The following is a 23,121-nucleotide window of genomic DNA, read 5'->3' as shown; positions in this document are numbered from 1 at the left end:
TGTCAGCAGATCTTACGCACGTCCGGGGAGCCGGACCACGGTCACGAAGAACTCGTCGATCTGACGGACCGCCGCGATGAACTGATCGAGGTCGACCGGCTTGGTGACGTAGGCGTTGGCGTGCAGTTTGTAGCTGCGCAGGATGTCCTCCTCGGCGGAGGACGTGGTCAGCACGACCACCGGAATGAGGGAGAGCTCCGGGTCCTGCTTGATCTGCTCCAGCACCTGGCGCCCGTCGTACTTGGGCAGGTTCAGGTCGAGCAGGATCAGGTCCGGGCGCGGAGCTTCGCTGTACTCGCCTCTGCGGTAGAGGAAATCCAGCGCCTCCTGGCCGTCGCGGACCACGTGGAGGGTGTTGCGGATCTTGTTGTCCTCGAACGCCTCACGCGTCATCAGCTCGTCACCGGGGTCGTCCTCGACGAGCAGGACCTCGATGGGCTGTGCGGGATGGGTCACGCGGCATCTCCGTGGATCTCGGCGGGCGGGGCGGATTCGTCGGCGGTGGGGCCGTCGTCCGCGACGGGCAGACTGAAGTGGATGCGGGTGCCTTGGCGGGGCTCGGGATCCAGCCAGATCCGGCCGCCGTGGAACTCGATGATCTTGCGGCAGAGGGCGAGCCCGATCCCCGTGCCGTCGTACTCGTCGCGGGCGTGCAGACGCTGGAAGATGACGAAGACCTTCTCGGCGAACTCGGGCGCGATCCCGATCCCGTTGTCCGTCACGGTGAAGTGCCAGACGTCGTCGTCCCGCACACAGCCGACCGTGATCACGCACGGCTCGTCCGGGCGGCGGAACTTCACCGCGTTCCCGATCAGGTTCTGCCAGATCATGGCGAGGGTCGTGCCGTCGCCGTTCACCTCGGGCAGCGTGTCCTCGCGTACCACCGTGGCCCCGGACTCCTCGATGACCAGGGTCAGATTGGCCAGCGCCCGGTCCAGCGAACGGTCCAGGTCGACGCTGCGCCAGCTGTCGTGGACGCGGCCCACACGGGAGAAGGTCAGCAGGTCGTTGATGAGCACCTGCATGCGCTTGGCGCCGTCCACCGCGAAGTCGATGTACTGCTTGCCGCGTGCGTCCAGCTCCGTCCCGTAGCGCTTCTCCAGGAGCTGGCAGAAGGACGCGACCTTCCGCAGCGGCTCCTGGAGGTCGTGCGAGGCGACGTACGCGAACTGCTCCAGCTCCGAGTTGGAGCGGCGGAGCTCCTCCGTCTGCTGGGCCAGCAGCTCCTCCTTCTCCCTGGCGGCGTCGAGCTCCTCGACCAGGCGGCCCCGCATGTCCTCGACGGCGCCGGCGACCGCGCGTACGTCGGAGGGGCCGCGCACCTCGATCCGGCGGCGGAAGGAGCCGGACTGTACGCGTCTGGAGGCCTCGGCCAGCGAGTGGAGCGGCCGTCCCACCACCCGGTGCAGCAGCAGGCTGAGCGCGATCACGCACAGCACGAAGCAGGCCACGAGCGCGATCAGCGCCCGGTCGCGGGTGACGCGTGCGTCGTTGAGCTGGTCGCGGGCGTGGTCGCGGGCGGTGTCGAGATGGGACTGCTGCACGGTGTAGAGCCGGCGCAGCGAGTCGAAGGCGGCCTTGCTCCCGGCGGTCCTGGCGGAAGAGCTGTTCTCCCTGCCGTCGCGGCGGACGGCGGCGATCAGTGGTTCGGCATGGTCCCTGCGCCACTGCGCGGACGCCGCGGCGATCCGGTCCAGATCACGGGCGTACGGGTCGGCGTCGCCCATCGCCGAGCGGACCCGGGCCAGCCGCAGCCGCTCGTCGCGCTTGCCCGAGGCATAGGGCTCGAGGAAGGCGGGGTCGCCGCTGAGGGCGTAGCCGCGGACCCCGGTCTCCTGGTCGAGCAGCGCGTTCTGCAGCTGGAACGAGGCGGAGCGGGCGGGCTGGATACGGTCCACCAGTTCGGTGGTCCGGTCGGATATCCGGGCCAGCACGAGCCCGCCGACGACCAGACAGCCGCACACGACCACGACGAAGCAGGCCAGGATCAGATGGACCCAGTTCTGGACCGACAGCCGGGCCAGCCGTCCCGGCAGCATCGGGGCGTCGGTCGGTGAGTCACTGGCCATGAGGTGTCCTGTTCCAGGCGAGGTGCAGCACGGCCACGTCGTCGGCGAGGCCGCCATGGGGGGCCGCCGCGTCGGCGGCGCCGTCGACGAGGGCGTCGACGAACGGGCGGGCGGGCAGTGCGGCCCGGCTCCGGGCCATCTCGAGCAGTCCGTCCTCGCCCAGCCGGGTGTCCGGTCCGGTGCGTCCCTCGAACAGGCCGTCGCTGAAGAGTACGAGACCGGCGCCGGGCGCCAGCGGCAGGTCGGTGGAGATCCACTGGCCGTGGCCGGGCAGCAGCCCGAGTGCGATGCCGCCCTCGGGCTCCACCCACTCGATGTCCGTTCCGTCGCGCAGCAGAAGCCCCGGGTGGCCCGCCCGCACGATCCGGACGTGGTCCCCGCCGGGCGGGAAGACGAGTGAGGTGACGGTCGCGAAGACGTGCGGGTCGGACCGCTCCGCGACGAGGATCTCCTCGAGCAGGGCGATCTGTTCCAGCTGGTCGGTGCGGCACAGCACCGCCGTGCGCCAGGCCACCCGCAGGCACACGCCCAGCGCGGCCTCCGCCGCGCCGTGCCCCGACACGTCGCCGATCACGGCGTGCACCGTGCCGTCGGACGTCTGGACCACATCGTAGAAGTCGCCGCTGAGCAGGCCGTGGGCGCGGCCGGGCTCGTACCGGGCGACCGCCTCGAAACCGTCGTCGTTCAGGAGCGGTACGGGCAGCAGTCCGCGCTCCAGGCGGGCGTTCTCCTGAGCCATCTGCTGGGTGGCCCGCAGAGCCGACGCCGCTCGCTCGACCTGCTTGCGCTGGAGCGCGTAGCGGACGGCGCGGGACAAAGCCTGCGGGTCGAGCCGGCCCTTGACCAGGTAGTCCTGCGCGCCGGTGGCCACCGCGTCGAGTCCGGCCTCGGCCTCGGCGAGACCGGTCAGCACCACGATCGCGGCGTCCGGTGTGGTCTCCACGATCTGGGTGACGGCACTCAGCCCGTGCACATCGGGAAGGTGCAGGTCCAGCAGGACGCACACGGGCGTCCTGTGCCCGCGCAGAAAGGTCAGGGCCTCGGTCAGGGTCTTGCACCAGGTGAGTGCGGAATCCAGCTCGCCGTCGGCCAGCATCTCCTCGACGAGGAGGGCGTCGCCCGCGTCGTCCTCGACCAGCAGGATGGCGGCGTTGACGTCCCACACGGAGCCCCGGCCGTCCGGCTTCGCTCCGGTCTGCGCCGGGAGTACCGCGCTGACCGGATGCCGCGCGTGGGAGTCAGTACGCATCTCAGCCACGCCTCACCCTCTCGTCGTGATCGAGCGGGCCGCCCGCCGTCGCCAGGCAGCATATGTGAATGACGCCTGCCCTTGTGCGGGCAGGCGTCATTGTGCTGCTGCGAGGAGGCGGCGGTACGGATGTTGCCGGGACGCGGCACTCGCACCCGCCGGGTGTCAGGCCTCGACGGACATCCCGGCGCGCAACTGCTTGACGATGCGGGCGAGCAGCCGTGAGACGTGCATCTGCGAGACGCCGAGCTCGGCACCGATCTGGGCCTGCGTCATCTCCTGGCCGAAGCGCATCCGCACAATGCTGCGCTCGCGCTCGTCGAGCTGTTCCAGCAGCGGTGCCAGCGTGTGGAGGTTCTCGACGGTCTCCATCCCCGGGTCGGCCTCGCCGATCATCTCGGCGAACGACCGCTGGTCGCTCCCGGAATCGGTCTCGGCCGAGGGGGAGTCCAGGGACCCCGCCGAATAGCCGTTGGCCGCGACGAGCCCCTCGATGATCTCTTCCTCGGGAAGGTCGATGAATTCGGCGAGCTCCTTGACGGTCGGATCACGGTCGAGCTTCGCGGAGAGCTGCTCCTTGGCCTTCGCCAGGTCGACGCGGAGTTCCTGGAGCCGCCGCGGCACGTGCACCGCCCACGTCGTGTCCCGGAAGAAGCGCTTGATCTCCCCGACGATGTAGGGGACCGCGAAGGTGGCGAACTCGACTTCGCGCGAGAGGTCGAAGCGGTCGATCGCCTTGATCAGCCCGATGGTGCCCACCTGGATGATGTCCTCGGTGTCGTCGCCACCGCGGTTGCGGAACCGCGCGGCGGCGTACCGCACCAGTGAGAGATTCATCTCGATGAGGGTGTTACGGGCGTACTGGTACTCGTGGGTGCCCTCTTCGAGGACCTGCAGCCGGTCGAGGAACAGCTTCGACAGGGCGCGGGCGTCCTTCGGAGCCACCTTTCCGGTGTCCTCGATCCACGGCAGCTCCGCAGTGCCGGGCTCCGTGCGGATGCCGGTCTGCTCCGAGAACGAGCGTGCGGCATCAAGAACTCCGCCGGTCTGCTCCGTCGTGGCCGCCATGTTGTCGCCCCTCCTACTCGCCAAGTACGTCAGACCTCGTGTGCCCCGCATCGGCGAGGTCATGCCGAATGGGTGCGATTCTTTTTTCGCCGTCGTGGCGGCCGCGTTCATGGCTGGGTGGTATGCGCATTTTGTCTCGATCCCGGTTGGATCCGGGATGTTGCCGGCCCGCATTCGCGGGCACTGTCTTGTATCCGATGCAGGGAGATGCCATGGCGAACAGCAATCCCACAGGCCCGGCGACCGCCACTGTCACGACCAGGATTCCGGCGAGACTGGACAGGCTCCCCTGGTCCAGGTGGCACTGGATGATCGTGATCGGGCTCGGGACGGTCTGGATCCTGGACGGCCTGGAGGTCACGGTCGTCGGCAACATCGCGAGCCGGCTGTCCGAGGACGGCAGCGGTCTGCCCATCAGCGCCGGGCAGGTAACCGGGATCGCCGCGGCCATGTACGTCGCGGGGGCGTGCTCGGGCGCGCTGGTCTTCGGGTGGCTCACCGACCGCTACGGCAGGAAGAAGCTCTTCCTGATCACGCTCGCCGTCTACCTCCTGGCGACGGCACTCACCGCGGTCTCCTTCTCGGTCTGGTGGTTCTTCCTCTTCCGGTTCTTCACCGGCTTCGGAATCGGAGGGGAGTACGCCGCGATCAACTCGGCCATCGACGAACTCATTCCGAGCAAGTACCGGGGACGTGTCGACCTCATCATCAACGGCAGCTTCTGGCTCGGTGCCGTGGCCGGATCGCTGCTCTCCGTGCTGGCCCTGAACACGTCCGTCTTCCCGAAGGACGTCGGCTGGCGGCTCACATTCGCCCTGGGCGTCGTCCTCGGCCTCGTCATCCTCCTCGTGCGCCGCCACGTGCCGGAGAGTCCCCGCTGGATGTTCATCCACGGCCGCGACGAGGACGCGGAGACGCTCGTGGCCGAGGTGGAACGCGAGGTGGAGTCACAGACGGGACGGAAGCTCCCGGAAGCAGGGACAAGCATCACCGTCGAGCAGCGCGGCGGGATCGGCTTCGGGCTGATCGCCAGGACCGTCTTCAGGTCCTACCCGAAACGGGCCGTGCTGGGCTTCTCGCTCTTCATCGGGCAGGCGTTCCTCTACAACGCCGTCACCTTCGGCTTCGGCTCGATCCTCGTCACGTTCTTCGACGTGTCGAGCGGCGCCACCGGCTACTACTTCGCCGTCATCGCCGCCTGCAACTTCCTCGGACCGCTTCTGCTCAGCCGGTTCTTCGACACCGCGGGGCGCAAACCCATGATCGCCGGGACGTACCTGCTGTCCGGTGTCCTGCTCCTGGTCACCGCGTGGTTCTTCAACAGCGGCTGGCTCTCGGCCGTCACCATGACCGCCTGCTGGTGTGTCGTGCTGTTCTTCGCGTCCGCCGGTGCCAGCTCCGCCTACCTGACCGTCAGCGAGATCTTCCCGATGGAGACCCGCGCGATGGCGATCGCCTTCTTCTACGCCATCGGCACCGCCGCCGGCGGAATCTCCGGACCCCTGGTCTTCGCCGAGCTCACGCAGAGCGGTGTGCGGGCCGACACCGCGCTGGCCTTCTGTATCGGAGCCGTGCTCATGATCGCGGCCGGGCTGGTGGCCTGCTTCTTCGCCGTGGCGGCGGAGGGCCGGTCCCTCGAGGACATCGCCGCGCCGCTGAGCGCCCGGGAGGATGCGGGCGGAAGCGGCACGAAGCCCTCCACCGCGCCGTCGGGCGAAGCCGGCTGACGCACCCGAATGGAGCAGCCACCGGAGCATGGCAAACTTGGGTGGGGCGTTCGGCCCGCAGTGCGGCGGCTTCGCGCGGAAGCCCGCGGCCGGACCTTCAGTCCCGTGGATGCCTGTCCTCGTGAGTCCGGCTCGGCGGCGCGCCACGGTCCGCCGGGAGAATCCGGTGGCACAAGCAACAGAGGAACGGCAATGACGGTGACAGAGGACGGCCCCGAGCTCGTGCCCGGGACCGAGGATCTCGCGCCCGGTACCGAGGAGTTCGGTCCCGGGATCGACCCGCAGCGGCTGGCCGTCTGCCTGAGCGTGCTCGACGAGCTGGACACCATCGACGTCGACCACCCGGACGCCATCGCGGTGCGCCGCGCCACCGCCGGCGTCTACCGGACCGTGAAGCAGCGCCGCCGCCAGGAGCGCCGGGCCGCGAAGACCGCGCACGACAAGGCAGTCACCGAGGCCACCGCGACCGGCTCGGCCGACCGCATCGACGACGAGACGCAGGGAGTCCTGCCGTCCTCCTCCGCCGCCGCCGAGATCGCGGGCGTCCTCCAGCGCCCCAGGTCCTGCTACATCTGCAAGACGCGGTACGTCGAGGTGGACGCCTTCTACCACCAGCTCTGCCAGTCGTGCGCCCGGGAGAACCGCGCCCGCCGTGACGCGCGCACCGACCTGACCGGACGCCGGGCGCTGCTCACCGGGGGCCGCGCCAAGATCGGCATGTACATCGCGCTGCGGCTGCTGCGTGACGGTGCGCACACCACCATCACCACCCGCTTCCCCAACGACGCCATCCGCCGCTTCAAGGCGATGGAGGACAGCGACGAGTGGATCCACCGGCTGAAGATCGTCGGTATCGATCTCCGCGACCCCGCCCAGGTCGTCGCGCTCGCCGAATCCGTCGCCGCCGAGGGCCCGCTGGACATCCTGATCAACAACGCCGCCCAGACGGTGCGCCGCTCACCGCAGGCCTACAGCGAGCTGCTCGGTGCCGAGTCCGCCCCGCTGCCCGCGGGCGAACTCCCCGCCGCCGAGGTGATCGGCACGTTCGGCAGCGGCACCGTCGACCGCGTCGCCGCGCTGCCCGCCGCCCGCAAGGAGGGGTTGAGCGCGCAGGACGTCACCGACCTCGCGCTGGTCACCGGATCCGCCTCGCTCGAACGCATCGCCGCCGGCACCGCGATCGACGCGGGCGGGCTCGTCCCGGACCTGCACCACAGCAACAGCTGGATCCAGACAGTCGACGAGGTCGAGCCGATCGAGCTGCTGGAGGTCCAGCTCTGCAACTCGACCGCACCGTTCATCCTGATCAGCCGGCTCCGCCCGGCCATGGCCGCGACGGCGTCGGCCCACTCCTACGTGGTCAACGTCTCCGCGATGGAGGGCGTGTTCGGCCGCGGTTACAAGGGGGCGGGACACCCGCACACCAACATGGCCAAGGCCGCGCTGAACATGCTCACCCGTACCAGCGCCCAGGAGATGTTCGAGAAGGACGGCATCCTGATGACCGCCGTCGACACCGGCTGGATCACCGACGAGCGGCCGCACCCCGACAAGATGCGGCTGGCCGAGGAGGGCTTCCACGCCCCGCTCGACCTGGTCGACGGCGCCGCCCGCGTCTACGACCCGATCGTGCGCGGCGAAGGCGGTGAGCCGCTGTACGGCTGCTTCCTCAAGGACTACGCCCCGGCGAACTGGTAGCCGTCGGCGGCAGCGCCCCTCCTCGAAGTCGCGGACCCGGCCCGGGAACCCTCCCGGGCCGGGTCTTTTCCGTGCTCGGTGGCTGAAAGTGACCCAGGGCACACGTTCCATCGAGCGTACGGGCGCTCATTTGGTTACTCTGAGGGGAACGGACGCCACCGAGGGATCCACGAAGATTCCCCGGCCGTCCTGGGACAGGCCTGTCAACCGGGCCGCCGTCCCGCCCCGTACCCGGCGCCACCGCGACCGAAGCTGATCCTGCCCCTGCCCTCATGGGCGGTCGACGTGCCGGTATTTGGAGCCGGAGCGTTGGCGACGCCCGGGGTTACGCGACACAAAGGAGTGCGCGGTGACGACACCGGAACTGACGAAGTACGAGAAGCGACCGGCCGACCGGCCCGGAGAGCGGGCCCGCAGGCCCGAGAAGCTCCGCAACATCGAGGTCTGGGCCAGGTCCGCACCGATCCGGCTGGCCGGCTACGAGGACGATCTCGCCGAACCGCACATCCTGCCCGGCATCGACTGACCGTTCCACCGCCGAGCTCCGGTCCGCGCCCCGAGAAGGGGCGGGGGCCGGAGCTCGGTCGTGCCGTGCGCGGTCCTCCAGGAGGCGGCTCGTCGGGCGTGGGAGTTCAGAAGGCCGCGCGGGCCACGGCCGCCCCCGCGAACGAGAGACCGACCCCCGCGCCCACGGTGAGCAGCAGATAGCCCGCCGCCAGGGTCAGCCGACGGGCGGAGTTCAGGGTCAGCAGTTCGTAGGAGAACGTCGACCAGGTCGACAGGGCCCCGCAGAACCCGGTGGCGAGCAGCAGATTGAGCCGGGCACCCAGCTCTCCGCCCGCCACCGCCTCGGCGACGAAGCCGAGGAACAGGGCCGCGCCCGCGTTGGCGGCGAAGGTGCCCCAGGGAAAGACGCTGTGCAGGCGGAACTTCGCGTCGACCCCCAGGTAGTAGCGCAGCGGCGCGCCCACGAGTCCGCCCGCGATGACGAGCAGCCAGTCGGTCATGAGGCGCCGCGCTCTGTGGCGTAGGAGCGCCCGAAGACGACGTGGGTGACGAACGCGCCTGCCGTCACGGCGGCCAGCGCGGCCACCACGGTCAGCACCAGACAGCCGACCGCGTACCCCGGCTGGTGGTTCCCGAACAGCTGCCGGACGTTGTCCGTGTAGTGCGAGAAGGAGGTGAATCCGCCGAGCACTCCGGTGCCGAGCAGTGGGCTGATCAGCCGGGGAGCGTCGGGGAAGCGCAGCTTCATGGTGACCATCAGGACGCCCATGAGAAAGCAGCCCACCGTGTTGACCAGCAGGATCGTCCACGGAAAAGCCGAAGGGCCGTTCGGCCAGAGCCGCTCGGCCCCGTACCGGGCGACGGCTCCGGTGGCGCCGCCGACCGCGACGGCGGCTACCACCGACAGCTGTACCCCCGGGTGATGGTCGGGGTGGCTGTGCAGGTGCAGCCTCATCCTGGGTGACATCCCGCGAATCTATGGAGCGGGCGGGGGCGGCCGGGGCGGATCGCGACGGCCCGCCGGAGCCCGTACCCGGTTGGGTCAACCGGGGGCTACGCAGCGCGATTATCTGATCGCCCTGTGTCTTGATGGCATGTGTAGCCATGTGTTCTTCCGGTCCGCAGGCCGGAAGGTCTCCTCGCTTTCGAGTCGCTGGAGTCAGCCTTGCCCCTCGCCGAGCCGGAAGTCGTGCGGCGGCTGGAGAGCCGTCAGCCGTCCGCCTACGTCCTCGCCTCGCTGCGGGGGTTCGGGCAGGTCGATCTGCAGCCCGGTCTGCTGACCGGGGTGGCGATCCTCGTCGCGCTGTGGGTGTCCGGCTGGCAGAACGGCCTCTTCGCCACACTCGGCACGCTGATCGCCACCGCGACCGCCTACGCCCTCGCCGTCGAGCGGTCGGGGATCGCGTCGGGACTCCAGGGCTACGCGGGCTGCCTCACGGGCATCGCCCTCGTCTCCTCGCTGGGCAACCACCCCGCCACGTATGTGCTGACCGTCTTCGGCGCCGTCATGTGCACCCTCCTGATGGCCGCCCTGGGCACCCTCCTCAAGCCCTACGGGCTCACCCCGCTCACCGCGCCCTTCTGCCTGGTCTCCGGGGTGATGGTGGTGGGCGCCCCCTCGTTCTCCCGGGTCTGGCACGGCGACCCCGCCTCCGTGGCCAGCACCACCACCGGCGAGACCGGGTGGACCTGGACATCCCTGTGGCACGCGTTCTTCAACAACATCTCGCAGGTCTTCCTGATCGACAGCTGGTACGTCGGGCTGATCATGCTCGTCGGCCTCGCCCTGGCCGGCCTGCGCGTCGTGCTCTACGCGGCGGCCGGCAGCGTGCTCGGCATCGTCGCCGCGTGGTTGCTGGGCGCGCCGACGGCCCTGATCGCGAACGGCATCTACGGATACAACGCGGTGCTCGTGGCCATCGCCCTCGGTGCGGTCTTCATGGCGAACACGCCCTGGAACGCCGCGTACGCGCTGTTCGGCGCGGCCGTCAGCACCGGGCTCACGGCGTCGCTGACGTCCGTCTTCAAGACCTTCGGCGGCCACACCTTCACCTGGCCGTTCATTCTCACGACCTGGGTGGTGCTGGCCGCCGTGCCGCTGCTGCCCCGGCTCCGCCGGAGCGGCTGACCGCCCCGGCCTCCGGGCCCCGCGCCCTTCGCCCGTACAACCCGAGGAAGGTACCGACGATGAACCTCGCCCCTCGCGAGATCGACAAGCTGCTGGTGTACGTGGTGGCCGACCTGGCCCGCAAACGCCAGGGGCGCGGCCTCAAGCTCAACTACAGCGAGTCGGTCGCGCTGATCACCGAGGCGATCCTCGAAGCCGCGCGCGACGGAAGGAGCGTCGCGGACTGCATGGAGCTGGGCCGCCATGTCGTGGGCGAGCCGGACACCATGCCCGGCGTACGGGAGATGCTCGGCCTGCTCCAGGTCGAGGCGTCCTTCGTGGACGGGACGAAGCTGGTGTCCTGCCACGACCCGATCGGGGGCTGACCCCGGTGGCCGAGCGGTGCGCCGTCATCGCCGTGTGCGGCCGCGAAGCGGCGTACGGTCGCGCGCTGGAAGGTCTCCTCGACCCCGGGGTACACGTCGTTCCGAGCGGGCGTGAGCTGTTTCGGAGCGTCTCGGCTCACCTGCGCCGGGGCGAGGAGACCGCGGTCGTCCCGATGACGCTGGGCCGGGACCCGGAACTCGTCGCGGACACCGCCCGGACCCTGTGCGCCGTTCCCCGCAGCGAGCAGGCGGCGACCGTGCTGACCGAGCCGTTCGGCACCGCCCAGCACCTCGTGGGCTGGCTGCGCGCCGCCGCCGGCCGGGTGCCCGGGACGTCCGCCCTGCTGGTCACGGCCCCGGCCGGTGACCCGTTCGAGGACGCCGAGCTGTACCGGATCGCCGCGCTCGTACGCCGCTACGGGCGCCATGCCCTGGTCGAGGTGGCGTTCACCGGCGGGGACCCGGACCCGGCGGCGGGTGTCCGGCGCTGCGGGCTGCTCGGCGCGGAGCGCGTGACGCTGCTGCCGGCCGGGTTCGCGGCGCCCGAGCTGCCGGGGCCGGCCGGCGGGGCAGGCCCGCCCGTGGACCTGGCCGGCCCCCTCGTCTCCGCGTCCGCGCTGCGAAGGGTGCTGGCCGAACGGGTGGCCGACGCCCGGCGGCGCCGGAGCGAGCACGGCGACGACGGCATCGCGGCCGGGCTGACCGCTGCCGAGAACCACGGCCACTCCCACACCCACCCACCGGGCGAGGGACACGGCCACGGACACGGTTCCGGTCACCACCACGGCCACGGTCCGGGCCATTCGCACACGCATCAGCAGCTGTCCGCCGATGGAGCGGGCCAAGTCATCGGGAGCATCGCATGACGTTCCGGCAGAAGTACCTCTACGGCAAGGACCCCATCGAGCTCAACGCGGGCCGCCGCACGCTGAAGGTCACCGTGAGCAACACCGGCGACCGGGCGGTCCAGATCGGTTCCCACTACCACTTCTTCGAGGTCAACTCGGCGCTGTCGTTCGACCGCCAGGAGACGCTCGGCATGCACCTCAACATCGCCGCCGGCACCTCGGTGCGCTTCGAGCCCGGCGGTTCGCGCGAGGTCGAGCTGTGCGCGTACGCCGGAACCGGCCGGCTGGTCGGCTTCAGCGGACTGCTCAACGGCAGCCTCTCCTCCCACCCCGCACGCGTCGAAGCCGTCCGCCGGGCCATCGAGCGGGGCTTCGAGGGCGCACAGAACACCCCGGCGGCCAAGAGCACCGGGCCCGCAGCCAAGCCGGCCGGCAAGTCCGCCGGCAAGCCCGCAGCCAAGGCCTCCAAGGAAAAGAAGAAGGGTTCGCGCTGATGCCCATCCTGCCCCGCAAGCAGTACACCGACATGTTCGGCCCGACGGTCGGCGACCGCTTCCACCTCGCCGACACCAACCTCGTCGTCGAGGTCGAGAAGGACTACAGCGAGGGCCAGTACGGCGACGAGGTCGTCTACGGCGGCGGCAAGACCATGCGGGACGGCATGGCGTCCGACCCGCAGGCCACCTGCGCACAGGGCGCACTCGACACCGTCATCACCAACGTCGTGGTCATCGACCCGATGGTCGGCGTCGTCAAGTGCGACATCGGCATCAAGGACGGATTCATCGTCGGCATCGGCAAGTCCGGCAATCCGCAGACCCAGAACAACGTCGACCCGGACCTGGTCATCGGCCCCGGCACCGAGGCCATCGCGGGGGAGCACCTCATCGCCACCGCGGGCGCCATCGACACCCACGTCCACCTGATCGCCCCGCAACAGGCCGAGCAGGCGCTCACCAACGGCATCACCACGCTCATCGCCGGCGGCACCGGACCCACCGACGGCTCCAACGGCACCACCTGCACCCCGGGCCCGTACAACATCGCCAAGATCCTCCAGGCCGCCGAGGGCTGGCCGGTCAACCTGGGCATCATGGGCAAGGGCAACGGCAGCCTGCCGGAAGCGCTCAACGAGCAGATCGTCGCGGGCGCCTGCGGGCTCAAGGTGCACGAGGACTGGGGCGCGACCCCGGCCGTCATCGACAACGCCCTCAACGTCGCCGACGCGCACGACGTCCAGGTATCCATCCACACCGACAGCCTGAACGAGAGCGGGTTCTTCGAGGACACCCGCTCCGCGATCGACGGCCGCACCATCCACACCTTCCACAGCGAGGGCGCGGGCGGCGGCCACGCCCCCGACATCATGCGGGTCGCCGGCGAGCCGAACGTCCTGCCGTCCTCCACCAACCCGACCCTGCCCTACACCAAGAACTCGGTGGACGAGCTGCTGGACATGGTGATGGTCTGCCACCACCTCAGCCACGACATCCCCGAGGACGTGTCCTTCGCGGACAGCCGGGTCAGGGCCGAGACGATCGCCGCCGAGTCCGTACTGCACGACCTCGGTGTGATCAGCATGTTCTCCTCCGACTCGCAGGCCATGGGCCGGATCGGGGAGTCCGTCACCCGGGCCTTCCAGACCGCCCACCACTGCAAGGACAAGCTCGGCAGGCTGGAGGGCGACCCGGCGCGCAACGACAACCAGCGGGTGCTGCGCTACCTCGCCAAGGTCACCATCAACCCGGCCATCGCCTCCGGCATCGCCGAGCACGTGGGGTCGATCGAGAAGGGCAAGCTGGCCGACATCGTGCTGTGGCCCATCCACTCCTTCGCGGCCAAGCCGAAGATCGTGATCAAGGGCGGCATCATCTCCTGGGCGCAGATGGGCGACCCCAACGCCTCGCTGCCGACCCCGCAGCCGGTCATCTACCGCCCGATGTTCGGGCAGTACGGCAAGGCGCTCCAGGCCACCCACGTCACCTTCATGTCCCAGGCGGGCATCGCCGCCGGGGTCCCCGCCGAACTCGGCCTGGAGCGCACGGTCCTGCCCGTCCGGCGCACCCGCACCATCGGCAAGCACAACATGGTCCGCAACGACGCGCTGCCGGACATCCAGGTCGACCCGGAGACGTTCAAGGTCACGCTCAACGGCAAGGTCGCCACCATCGACCCGGCCGAAACGCTGCCCCTCAACCACCTGTACTTCCTGGTCTAGGGCCGATGTACCGCAACGAGGGCGACACCGCGGCCGAACCCCCGCCGGCCATGACCGAGGCGGTCACCGGTCTCGGGCCCCTGCTGGTCAGCCTCCAGCTGACCGACTCCGCGTTCCCGAGCGGCTTCTACACGCTGTCGCACAGTCTGGAGGGCTTCGCCCAGGCCGGGGCCGTCGGCCCCGCCACCGTGCCGGCGCTCCTGCGCGACCTGCTGCTGCACGGCGTCGGCCCCGCGGACGCCACGGCGCTCGCCCTCGCCCACCGCGCCACCGCGGCGGGCGACCCGGCGGCCGTCGTCCGGATCGACGAGCACCTCTTCGCGACCAAGCTGGGCCGCGAGATGCGCCAGGCCGCCACCCGGACCGGACGCCAGCTGCTCGACCTGGGCCGGGAGGTCTTCGACCGTCCGGAGATCTCCGACTACCTCGGCCGGGTAGCGCGCCGGGAGGCCCCCGGCACCCAGGCGGTCGCGGCGGGCGTCATCTACGCCGCGACGGGGGTCCCGGTCCGGCACGCGGTCGCCGCCGACCTGTTCGCCTTCTGCGTCAGCTTCGCGGGCGCGGCCCTGCGGCTGCGGCTGACCGACCACCGCTCGGCGCAGACCCTCCTGCGCGGGGCGGCGCCCGTCATCGAAGCGGCCGTCGAGGCGGCGCTGCGGCGCGAACTCGACGACGTCGGCGCCACCGTCTTCGCCTCGGACATCATGTCGGGCCGTCATGAACGCGCCGAGGCCCGGCTCTTCGCCAGCTGACACCCACCCCGTCACACACCAGGGAGCACCATGGACGACAACGTACTGCGGGTCGGCATCGGCGGGCCCGTCGGATCCGGCAAGACGGCGCTCATCGAGGCGCTGGTGCCGGTCCTGATCGAGCGCGGCCACCGCCCCGCCGTCATCACCAACGACATCTACACCCAGGAGGACGCCCAGCACGTCCGCCGCACACTGGCCGGCGTCCTGGAACCCGAACGGGTTGTCGGCGTCGAGACGGGCGCCTGCCCGCACACCGCCGTCCGCGACGACCCCACGATGAACCTGGCGGCGGGCGCCGAGATGCTGGAGCGCTTCCCGGACACCGACACGCTGCTCTACGAGTCCGGCGGCGACAACCTCACACTGACCTTCAGCCCGGCGCTCGTGGACCTCTTCCTCTTCGTGCTGGACACCGCCGAGGGCGAGAAGATGCCCCGCAAGCGCGGCCCCGGCATCACCGAATGCGATCTGCTGGTCATCAACAAGATCGATATCGCGAAATACGTCCGCACGGACATCGGCGTGATGGAGTCCGACGCCCACCGGGTGAGGGACAACCGCCCCGTCGTCCTCACCGACTGCCTGACCGGCGTCGGAATCGACGACATCGCGGTCTACCTCGAATCGCGCCGCAAGGTGCTGATCTGAGATGACGCTCGCCCCGCACCGGCCACCGGCCGACCGGCTCACCGAGGAGTACTACGCCGCGGTCCGGGTCCCCCCGGACGTCGCGGCCCTGGCCTCGGTGCCCGACACGCTCGCGCCCGGGTCCCCGGCCAAGGTCGGCATCCTCGACCTGGCCTTCGCGGTACGGGGCGGGCGCACCGAACTCGTCGAGCGCTACCAGAAGACACCGCTGCAGATCATGCGGCCGCTGTGGATCGACCCCGCCCTGCCCGGCATGAGCTACGTCTACCTGATGGCGACCGGCGGCGGCTACGCCCAGGCGGACCGCTACCGCACGGACTTCCGCTGCGGCCCGGACACCCAGGTCCACCTGACCACCCAGGCCGCCACCAAGATCTTCCGGATGGAGCACGACTACGCGAGCCAGCGGGTGCACCTGACGGCGGAGGCCGGGAGCTACGTCGAGTACCTGCCGGACCCGCTGATCCCGTTCCGGGACGCGCGCTTCTACCAGCGCACCGAGGTCACGGTCGCGAGTGGCGCCACCGTGGTGCTGGGGGACACCCTCACCGCCGGACGGCTCGCCCGGGGTGAACGCCACGCCTACCGGGTGCTCGCCACCGACCTGCGGGTCAGCCGGCCGGACGGCACCCTGCTCGCCCTGGACACCCTGCGCCTGGCCCCCGGGCAGGACGGCGCGGGAGTCCTCGGCCCCGGGGTGTTCGCCGGCCACGACCACGTCGCCTCGCTCTTCGTCGTCACCGACCGGGCCCCCGCCGCCGAGGTCGCGGACGCCCTGCACGGGGCGCTGGCCCCGCTCGGCGTCCTGTACGGGGTGAGCGTCCTGCCCCGCGACTGCGGCGCCTGGGTGCGGTTGCTGGACGACAGCCCGATCCGGGTCGCCGCGGCCCAACAGGCCCTCTGGCAGTCCGTGCGCCGGCTGCTCACCGGTCATCCGGCCCCCGACCTGCGCAAGCCGTAGCCTCTCCGCCCCCACGAGACCCACGAGGTACCCGCCGATGAACACCGCTCCCGCGCCGATGCCACCCGCGTACGACTCCGGTGACACCGCCTGGCTGCTCGCCTCCACCGCCATGGTGCTGCTGATGACGCCCGGTCTCGCGTTCTTCTACGGCGGCATGGTGCGCACCAAGCACGTGCTGGTGATGATCAAGATGAGTTTCGCCGCGCTCGCGTTCGGCACGCTCGTGTGGTGGGTTATCGGATACACGCTGGCGTTCGGCCCCGACGTGGGCGGCGCCGGCATCATCGGGAACCTCGACCACGTGTTCATGCACGACATCGGCCTGACCACGCTGACCGGTTCGATCCCCACCTACGTCTACAGCACCTTCCAGATGGGCTTCGCGATCATCACGGTGGCGTTGATCAGCGGTTCGATCGCGGACCGCGCCACGATGCGCGGCTGGCTCGTCTTCGTCGTGCTGTGGCTGCTCATCGTCTACATCCCCATCGCGCACTGGGTGTTCGACTCGGACGGCTGGATCGTCAGGCACCTCGGCGCCCTCGACTTCGCCGGCGGCCTGCCGGTGGAGCTGAACTCCGGTGTGGCGGGCCTGGCCGTCGCTCTCGTGCTGCGCGCACCGCGCGACTTCGCCCGCCGCGAGGAGCGCCCCAACAACATTCCGCTTGTGGTCATCGGGGTCGGGCTGCTGTGGTTCGGCTGGTTCGGCTTCAACTCCGGCTCGGCACTGAGCGACCAGGGCACCGCCGCCGCGGCCTTCATCAACACCCAGCTCGGGGCCGCGGGGGCGATGGTCACATGGCCGCTGGTGGAGAAGTGGCGCACCGGCAGGGTCACCACGATGGGCGTCGTCTCGTCCGCCGTCGCGGGCATGGTCGCCATCACACCGGCCTGCGGTGAGATCAACACCCTGGGCGCGGTCATCACCGGCCTCGTCGTCGGCGCGGTCTGCGCGTTCGCGATCACCCTGAAGTTCCGTTTCAACGTGGACGACACGCTCGATGTGGTGGGAGTGCACGGTGTCGGCGGACTGATCGGCCTGATCATGGTCGGCCTGTTCGCCACCGCACGCATCAGCGGCAAGAAGGGCCTCTTCTACGGGGGCGGCTGGGGGCTGCTGGGCAAGCAGCTCGTCGCGATCGTCGCCGTGATCGCCTTCTCGTTCATCCTGACCTGGATCATCGCCAAGGCCGTGGACCTGACCGTCGGGTTCCGTGCCAAGGAGGAGTACGGCACGGTGCCCGGCGAGGAGCAGGAGCGGGCGTACGACTTCCAGACCGCCGAGCGCCTCGGCGCGCTGGTCTCCAGCAAGCCGTTGAGCAGCGACGACGAGCTCGTCAAGCAGATCAAGACCCTGCTGCGGGCCCGCGAGCAGGGGAAGTAGGCGGCGGGAGGCGGGGCGGATGCCGGATGCCCGGTCCGCCCCGCTTCCTCCCTTGAGTCATCCGATGGATACGGTAAAGAAGTTTCGTTCTGTCTGGAAGATTGCATTGACAGGTTCACGTCGTGCTCCAATCATCGGACGTCATGACCGAACTTCCCAGACGCCATGTACTCGGAATGACGGCAGGGGCGGCAGTCGGCGCCGCCCTGCTCACCCCCGCCACCGCCGAAGCGGCCCCGCGAACCGGGACCGCCCCCGAGACCCCGCACGGCGGTGACTGGGGGACCGTGCCCCCGGCCGTCCCCGTCCCCCTCGACGACTGGTTCGACAACGACGGCATCGACACCGCCGAGAACCGAGGCGGCAGCTTCGACGGCTCCGGCTACACCTTCCCCGGCGAGGAACTCCCGGCAGGGGAGAGGGAGATAGCCGGAACCCTCTTCCGCTTCCCGGCCGCCGGGGCCGGGGCGAAGAACAACATCGTGGCCCTCGGCCAGCGCGTCGGCCTCCCGCCCGGCCGCTACCTCTCCGGCCTGCTGCTCACCGCGTGCAGCTACGGAACCGCGTCCGGCCGGGCGACGGTGCACTACTCCGACGGCACCACGTCTCAGCCGGCCCTCGCCGGACCCGACTGGTACTCCGGCAGCGGCGAGCTGACCTGCGCCTACCGCTACACCCCCGACGGCACCAAGGACCCGCACCCGGTCTCCATCGCCGTGTCCGAGATCCCGCTCGACCCGGCGAGGCAGGCAGTCGCGCTGACCCTTCCCACCACCCAGCCGGCCGAGGAGAACAAGTCCGCCCTGCACGTCTTCGCGCTCTCCCTCCAGCCGGCGGCCGAGGGACGGGCGCTTGCGGTGCGGGACGCGCACTCCACCACATCGCTCCTGGACCACGGCGCCCAGAGCGTCGAGGCCACCGTCGTCAACGCGGGTACCGTGGGCATCCTCGCCGCCGACGGACTCAGCCTCTCGGTCGACGTGCCCGGCGCGCGCACCGTCGCACCCGCGCGCGTCACCCGGCTCGCCCCCGGCGAGCAGGCCCGCGTCCGCATCGGCATCCGCAACAGGCCGGGCACCGCAGCCGGCACCGCCCGCGACGGCAGCGTTGTCGCGCGCGGCCGGGGGCAGCAGGCGGCGACGGTCCGGCGCTCGCTCACCCTCGGCGTCCCCGACTACACCCCCACGGACGCCTCCCTCTCCACCCACCAGGCGCCCTACTGGTACCAGGACGCGAAGTTCGGCATCTTCATCCACTGGGGCGTCTACTCGGTCCCGGCGTGGGCACCGGTCGGCACGCAGTACGCCGAGTGGTACTGGAACCAGATGCAGGACCCGGCCAACCCCACCTACGCCCACCACCGCGACACCTACGGCGAGTCCTTCGCCTACGACGACTTCATCCCGCAGTTCCGCGCCGAGCACTTCGACCCCCGCGCCTGGGTGGAGCTGTTCCGGGACGCCGGCGCGCAGTACCACGTCCTCACCTCGAAACACCACGAGGGCTTCGCCCTCTGGGACACCAAGCTCTCCGACCGCAACTCGGTGAAGATGGGCCCGAAGCGGGATGTGATCAGGGAACTCTTCGACGCCTCACGGCGCTACGCCCCCGAACTCCACCGAGGGCTGTACTTCTCCATGCCCGAGTGGTTCAACCCCGACCACCCGTGGATGGGCCACGCCCCGCGCAACCCGTACACCCTGGAGCCCGTCCCGTACACCGGCCACAGGCCGGGCAAGGACTACGTCACCGAGTTCCAGGGCCCGCAGATGCTGGAGCTGATCGAGGGCTACGACCCCGAGATCATCTGGTGCGACATCGGCGGCGACAACGACAGCCACCGGGTGCTCGCCGAGTACTTCAACCACGCCAAGAACCGGGCCCGGCCGGTCGACGTCACGGTCAACGACCGCTCCGGAATCGGCTCGCACGACTTCACCACACCCGAGTACACGACGTACGACCAGATCGTCACCGCCAAATGGGAGTCCAGCCGGGGACTGGACCCGTTCAGCTACGGCTACAACGCGCAGACCCCGGACGAGAAGTACATGACGGCCGAGGAGATCGTGCACTCGCTCGTCGACATCGTCTCCAAGAACGGCAACTTCCTGCTCGACATCGGACCCAAGGCCGACGGCACGATCCCCGCGATCATGCAGCGCAGGCTGCGCGAGACGGGTCAGTGGCTGAAGACCAACGGAGAGGCGATCTACGACACCACGTACTGGGCGCGGATGCCGCAGCTGGGCGAGGAACTGCGGTTCACCGTCCGGCCGGACAAGGCGTTCTACATCCACTCGCTGGTCCGGCCCGGCGCGACCCTGACGGTCCGGGCTCCGGTGCCGGTCCGGGGCGGTGACCGGATCACGCTGCTCGGCCACGGCCGGCCGCTGAGCTGGCGCACCAGCGGTGACTCGCTGGTGATCGACGTGCCGGCGGCGGCCCGCAGGACCGGCGAGCACGCCTGGGTGTTCAAGGTCGACTGGAGGGGCTGACCGGTCCGGGGCGCGGCACGGGGCGCATGAACTCCCGCACATAGGTGCGGTGCCACCAGTTCCCCGTGGTCCGCAGTTCGCGCCAGGTCGTGTACCGGTAGCGGTACACCCTGGCGCGGACGTGCTCCGGCGGCGCACCGGGGAACGGGTTGTGCCGCAGCAGCCGCAGCGTGTCCCGGTCGTTCTCCAGCAGCCGCTGGACGAAGGGCCCGAACCAGGGGCGGGCGTAGGCGGGCGAGAGCGCGGCGAACCACATCATCCAGTCGAGCCGCAGGTGGTACGGGGCGAACTGGCGCGGCAGCCGCCCCGGATCGCCGGGCTTCCCGCGGAATCCGTACTCCCGCCAGACCGTGTCCGGACCCACGGTCCGCTCGTCCGTCCCCTCGACCACCACCTCCAGCCGGACCCGGCTGATGCTGCCGAACGCGCCGTAGGTGTTGACCAGGTGCAGTGGGTCGAAGGAGCGGTTCATCACCTGGCGGCGCGAGACCAGATTGCGGGCCGGGCGGTAACTGAGCGCCAGGACCAGGGCGGTGACGGCGATGACCACTACCTGGTACCAGAGAGGTGCGGCGGCCTGGGCGGGCGGCGCGGCGACCGGGGACCAGTCGACGGCCGACAGGGCGAGCGCGATCGTCAGCCAGTTGAGCCACGCGAAGTTCCCCGACAGCACCAGCCACAGCTGGGTGAGGACCATCAGGCCCGCCGCCGCGCCCGCCACCGGCTGCGGGGTGAACAGCAGCACCGGGACGAGCAGCTGGGTCACGTGGTTGGCCGCCACCTCGGCCCGGTGCAGCGGCCGGGGCAGATGGTGGAAGAACCAGCTCAGCGGTCCGGGCATCGGCTGGGTCTCGTGGTGGGAGTCGAGACACGTCAGTCTGCGCCAGCACGCGTCGCCTCGGATCTTGATCATTCCGGCGCCGAACTCCACCCGGAACAGCACCCACCGCAGCAGCCACAGGACGAGGACCGGCGGGGCGGTGTGCGCGTTGCCGAGGAAGACGGCGAGGAAGCCGGTCTCCAGCAGCAGGGACTCCCAGCCGAAGCCGTACCAGGTGTCCCCGACCTGGACGATCGACAGGTACAGCGCCCAGGGCAGCGCCCACATCAGCATCGCCGCCCACAGCGGCAGCAGGCCGTCCACGCCGGCGATCAGAGCGACGGAGATCGCGCAGCCGGTCCGGGCGACGAGGGCGAAGAAGCGGTCGGAGTAGTGGAGGCGGAAGAGCCCCGGGGCGGTGCGCCAGTCGGTGCGCCGCAGCAGTCCGGGGGCGGGCAGCATGCCGCGTTCACCGATCAGCGCCCGGAACTGGAGCGCGGCGGTGAGGAAGGCGGTCAGGTAGATGACGGCGAGCACGCGCTGAAAGATCAGCCGGCCGAGCCAGTACCCGTCTGCGGTGAACCACTCCATCGCTCCCAGTATCGGCCCCGCAGCGCCTCCCGGCGCGTCAGTTCCGCTTCTGGCGTGCCTCCGTGACGATCCGGCGCAGGGTGCGGCCGAGCCTGCGCGCGTACCACCGCTGGGCGACCGGTACGAGGGGACCGGCGATCCGGGTGTACCAGCGGGCCGGCCGGCTGAAGGCCATCACGGTGAACGACACCGTCCCGTCGTCGGCCAGGTCGACCACGAAGGACTCCTCACCGCACTCGGGGTGCCGGATCAGCGTCCCGTAGGCGAATCCGGTGCGCTGCGGCCCGTACTCGGTCCAGATGACCCGGCAGGGCGCGGAGAGCCGGACCGGCCCGAGGCCGAGCGCCACCCGAACGGACGCGCCGGGTTCGGCGCGCGCCGCCGATGCCGTGACCCGGACCCCGGAGGCGCGGTGCAGCAGGAATCCGGTGACCGCCGCGCCCGCGGTCTCGAAGTCCGCCCGGCCGCGGCCGACCCGGACGCGGTGGTGCAGGTGGTGGTAGCCGTCGGGGAGCGGGCCGAGACGGGTGGCGCCCGCCTCCGGATAGGTCAGGGTGCTCATGCGGTGCGTCCTTCGTGATCGGTGCGGTCGCGGAGCCGCTTCCAGGCGAGCACCGAGCAGAGCGCGAAGCCCAGCGCGTTGCCCACGCCGTGGGTGGCGGCCATCCAGGTCAGGGTGGGGTGGGGCAGTCCGGTGGCCTCGCCCAGTGCCCAGCTGAGCGCCAGCGCCATGGTCACCGCGAGCACGCCGGCCGAGGCGCCGAGCAGCAGCCGGGTGGCCCGGTCGCGGCCCGTACGGACCCGCCGCCAGGTCAGCAGGGCGACGGTCCACATGCCGGCCGTCAGCACCACCGCGCCGGCGAGTTCGGCCCACTCGCCGACGAAGTAGCCGATCAGGACGAGCAGGGTGCCCAGCGGCACGCTCAGCGCCGCGAACCGGCCCGCCGGGCTGTCGACGAGCCGGCAGAGCAGTCCGGAGACCAGTGCGGCGGCGAACCCGGCGAAGTGGAAGTGCGGCACGGTCAGCGCCAGGATGCCGGGGCCGAATCCGAACAGCGCACTGCCGGAGCGCTCCGCGACCAGCGCGATGGCGGCGATCGCGGGTGTTCCCAGGGCGGTGAGCAGCGCGATCTCGGCCGGCGCGGTGCGCGGGGAGCGAAGCGGTGCGCGGCGGCCGACGAGCCGGGGCAGGGCGTGCAGTGCGAGGAGCACGGCTCCGAGCGCGTAGGCGAGGGCGAGGGCAGTGGCAGCCGGGCCGCGCGGCAGGCAGAGGGAGACCGCTCCTGGCACGGCGAAGGCCGGCCACAGCCGGCGGATCCGGTCGAGCTCCGGTACGTCCGCCAGCCGCAGCCCGGCCGGGACGATCACCAGCATGCCGAGCATCACGATCAGGCCGACCAGAACAGACATGACCCACCCCCTGTTGAACATGTTCAACTTCTGTCACCGCCGACTCTAGAGGCTTTCTTGAACGTGTTCAAGGAGAGGGTTCCGGCTCTGCCCCGCAGGTGCGCCCGCCGTGCGCCTCCGGCTTGCGGGGCAGGGGCAACTGCGGCAGACATGAGGGGACCACTCGGGACCGGT

At 70.6% G+C, this 23,121-nt stretch carries 22 protein-coding genes; 13 read left to right on the top strand and 9 right to left on the bottom strand.

Annotated features, from left to right (window positions below; genetic code table 11):
* Nucleotides 1-12: 12 nt before the first annotated feature.
* The 4 genes from EDD93_RS34900 to EDD93_RS34885 form a co-directional block, all read right to left on the bottom strand.
* Complete coding sequence (locus EDD93_RS34900) at nucleotides 13-456, bottom strand: response regulator (protein ID WP_123530249.1); 444 nt, start codon at nucleotides 454-456, stop codon at nucleotides 13-15.
* Entirely contained in the window at nucleotides 453-2,069 is a 1,617-nt protein-coding gene (locus EDD93_RS34895; RefSeq protein WP_123530247.1) for a CHASE3 domain-containing protein, read from the bottom strand. Before EDD93_RS34895 ends, EDD93_RS34900 begins: the two co-directional genes overlap by 4 nt.
* Nucleotides 2,059-3,318: a PP2C family protein-serine/threonine phosphatase gene (locus EDD93_RS34890; RefSeq protein ID WP_123530244.1), complete on the bottom strand. Its 1,260-nt coding sequence runs from the start codon at nucleotides 3,316-3,318 to the stop codon at nucleotides 2,059-2,061. The genes EDD93_RS34895 and EDD93_RS34890 overlap by 11 nt, the downstream gene beginning before the upstream one ends.
* Nucleotides 3,319-3,483: 165 nt before the next feature.
* Complete coding sequence (locus tag EDD93_RS34885) at nucleotides 3,484-4,386, bottom strand: RNA polymerase sigma factor SigF (protein ID WP_123530242.1); 903 nt, start codon at nucleotides 4,384-4,386, stop codon at nucleotides 3,484-3,486.
* A 212-nt stretch (nucleotides 4,387-4,598) separates the two neighbouring features.
* Here EDD93_RS34885 and EDD93_RS34880 point away from each other — a divergent pair, with 212 nt between their 5' ends.
* The 3 genes from EDD93_RS34880 to EDD93_RS39810 all read left to right on the top strand — a co-directional run bounded on the left by EDD93_RS34880 (nucleotide 4,599) and on the right by EDD93_RS39810 (nucleotide 8,337).
* Nucleotides 4,599-6,113 (top strand): MFS transporter, encoded by a 1,515-nt coding sequence (locus EDD93_RS34880; protein WP_123530240.1) that lies wholly within the window; start codon nucleotides 4,599-4,601, stop codon nucleotides 6,111-6,113.
* A gap of 192 nt (nucleotides 6,114-6,305) precedes the next feature.
* Nucleotides 6,306-7,811, top strand: a complete 1,506-nt coding sequence (locus EDD93_RS34875) for an SDR family NAD(P)-dependent oxidoreductase (protein ID WP_123530238.1) — start codon at nucleotides 6,306-6,308, stop codon at nucleotides 7,809-7,811.
* A 349-nt stretch (nucleotides 7,812-8,160) separates the two neighbouring features.
* Nucleotides 8,161-8,337: a hypothetical protein gene (locus tag EDD93_RS39810; RefSeq protein WP_185092617.1), complete on the top strand. Its 177-nt coding sequence runs from the start codon at nucleotides 8,161-8,163 to the stop codon at nucleotides 8,335-8,337.
* Between the two features lie 106 nt (nucleotides 8,338-8,443).
* Here the strand turns inward: EDD93_RS39810 and EDD93_RS34870 are convergent, their stop codons facing one another.
* Complete coding sequence (locus EDD93_RS34870) at nucleotides 8,444-8,818, bottom strand: CrcB family protein (RefSeq protein WP_123530236.1); 375 nt, start codon at nucleotides 8,816-8,818, stop codon at nucleotides 8,444-8,446.
* Nucleotides 8,815-9,285, bottom strand: a complete 471-nt coding sequence (locus EDD93_RS34865) for a CrcB family protein (RefSeq protein WP_123530234.1) — start codon at nucleotides 9,283-9,285, stop codon at nucleotides 8,815-8,817. The genes EDD93_RS34870 and EDD93_RS34865 overlap by 4 nt, the downstream gene beginning before the upstream one ends.
* Nucleotides 9,286-9,483: 198 nt before the next feature.
* Between EDD93_RS34865 and EDD93_RS34860 the strand changes: the two genes are divergently transcribed.
* From EDD93_RS34860 to EDD93_RS34815, 10 genes are all read left to right on the top strand, one after another.
* Nucleotides 9,484-10,446: an urea transporter gene (locus EDD93_RS34860; protein ID WP_123530232.1), complete on the top strand. Its 963-nt coding sequence runs from the start codon at nucleotides 9,484-9,486 to the stop codon at nucleotides 10,444-10,446.
* A gap of 59 nt (nucleotides 10,447-10,505) precedes the next feature.
* On the top strand, nucleotides 10,506-10,811 hold the full coding sequence (locus EDD93_RS34855) for an urease subunit gamma (RefSeq protein WP_073734599.1): 306 nt from the start codon (nucleotides 10,506-10,508) through the stop codon (nucleotides 10,809-10,811).
* Between the two features lie 5 nt (nucleotides 10,812-10,816).
* Nucleotides 10,817-11,677 carry a sirohydrochlorin chelatase gene (locus EDD93_RS34850; protein ID WP_123530230.1) on the top strand — a complete coding sequence of 287 codons (861 nt, stop codon included), beginning with the start codon at nucleotides 10,817-10,819 and terminating at the stop codon, nucleotides 11,675-11,677.
* The gene (locus EDD93_RS34845) at nucleotides 11,674-12,153 is read left to right on the top strand and encodes an urease subunit beta (RefSeq protein ID WP_123530228.1); all 480 of its coding nucleotides are present in this window, start codon (nucleotides 11,674-11,676) and stop codon (nucleotides 12,151-12,153) included. Before EDD93_RS34850 ends, EDD93_RS34845 begins: the two co-directional genes overlap by 4 nt.
* On the top strand, nucleotides 12,153-13,877 hold the full coding sequence (gene ureC, locus EDD93_RS34840) for an urease subunit alpha (RefSeq protein ID WP_123530226.1): 1,725 nt from the start codon (nucleotides 12,153-12,155) through the stop codon (nucleotides 13,875-13,877). The genes EDD93_RS34845 and ureC overlap by 1 nt, the downstream gene beginning before the upstream one ends.
* Before the next feature lie 5 nt (nucleotides 13,878-13,882).
* Entirely contained in the window at nucleotides 13,883-14,629 is a 747-nt protein-coding gene (locus EDD93_RS34835; protein ID WP_123530224.1) for an urease accessory protein UreF, read from the top strand.
* A 30-nt stretch (nucleotides 14,630-14,659) separates the two neighbouring features.
* A complete protein-coding gene (gene ureG, locus EDD93_RS34830) occupies nucleotides 14,660-15,280 on the top strand; it encodes an urease accessory protein UreG (RefSeq protein ID WP_123530222.1) in 621 nt (206 codons plus the stop codon).
* Between the two features lies 1 nt (nucleotide 15,281).
* Entirely contained in the window at nucleotides 15,282-16,241 is a 960-nt protein-coding gene (locus EDD93_RS34825) for an urease accessory protein UreD (protein ID WP_123530220.1), read from the top strand.
* Between the two features lie 37 nt (nucleotides 16,242-16,278).
* Entirely contained in the window at nucleotides 16,279-17,628 is a 1,350-nt protein-coding gene (locus EDD93_RS34820) for an ammonium transporter (protein ID WP_123530218.1), read from the top strand.
* Nucleotides 17,629-17,771: 143 nt separating this feature from the next.
* Nucleotides 17,772-20,126 (top strand): alpha-L-fucosidase, encoded by a 2,355-nt coding sequence (locus EDD93_RS34815; RefSeq protein ID WP_123530216.1) that lies wholly within the window; start codon nucleotides 17,772-17,774, stop codon nucleotides 20,124-20,126.
* Here EDD93_RS34815 and EDD93_RS34810 read toward each other — a convergent pair.
* The 3 genes from EDD93_RS34810 to EDD93_RS34800 are packed head-to-tail and all read right to left on the bottom strand — an operon-like array spanning nucleotide 20,104 to nucleotide 22,947.
* Nucleotides 20,104-21,537: a lipase maturation factor family protein gene (locus EDD93_RS34810; RefSeq protein WP_123530214.1), complete on the bottom strand. Its 1,434-nt coding sequence runs from the start codon at nucleotides 21,535-21,537 to the stop codon at nucleotides 20,104-20,106. The two genes, EDD93_RS34815 and EDD93_RS34810, sit on opposite strands and share 23 nt — an antisense overlap.
* A gap of 37 nt (nucleotides 21,538-21,574) precedes the next feature.
* Nucleotides 21,575-22,099 (bottom strand): DUF1990 family protein, encoded by a 525-nt coding sequence (locus EDD93_RS34805; protein WP_123530211.1) that lies wholly within the window; start codon nucleotides 22,097-22,099, stop codon nucleotides 21,575-21,577.
* Entirely contained in the window at nucleotides 22,096-22,947 is an 852-nt protein-coding gene (locus EDD93_RS34800) for a YndJ family protein (protein ID WP_123531603.1), read from the bottom strand. Before EDD93_RS34800 ends, EDD93_RS34805 begins: the two co-directional genes overlap by 4 nt.
* Nucleotides 22,948-23,121 lie beyond the last annotated feature (174 nt).

This window comes from Streptomyces sp. 840.1 (genome assembly GCF_003751445.1).
Lineage (GTDB): Bacteria > Actinomycetota > Actinomycetes > Streptomycetales > Streptomycetaceae > Streptomyces.
This window is presented reverse-complemented; position numbering and strand designations above follow the sequence as displayed.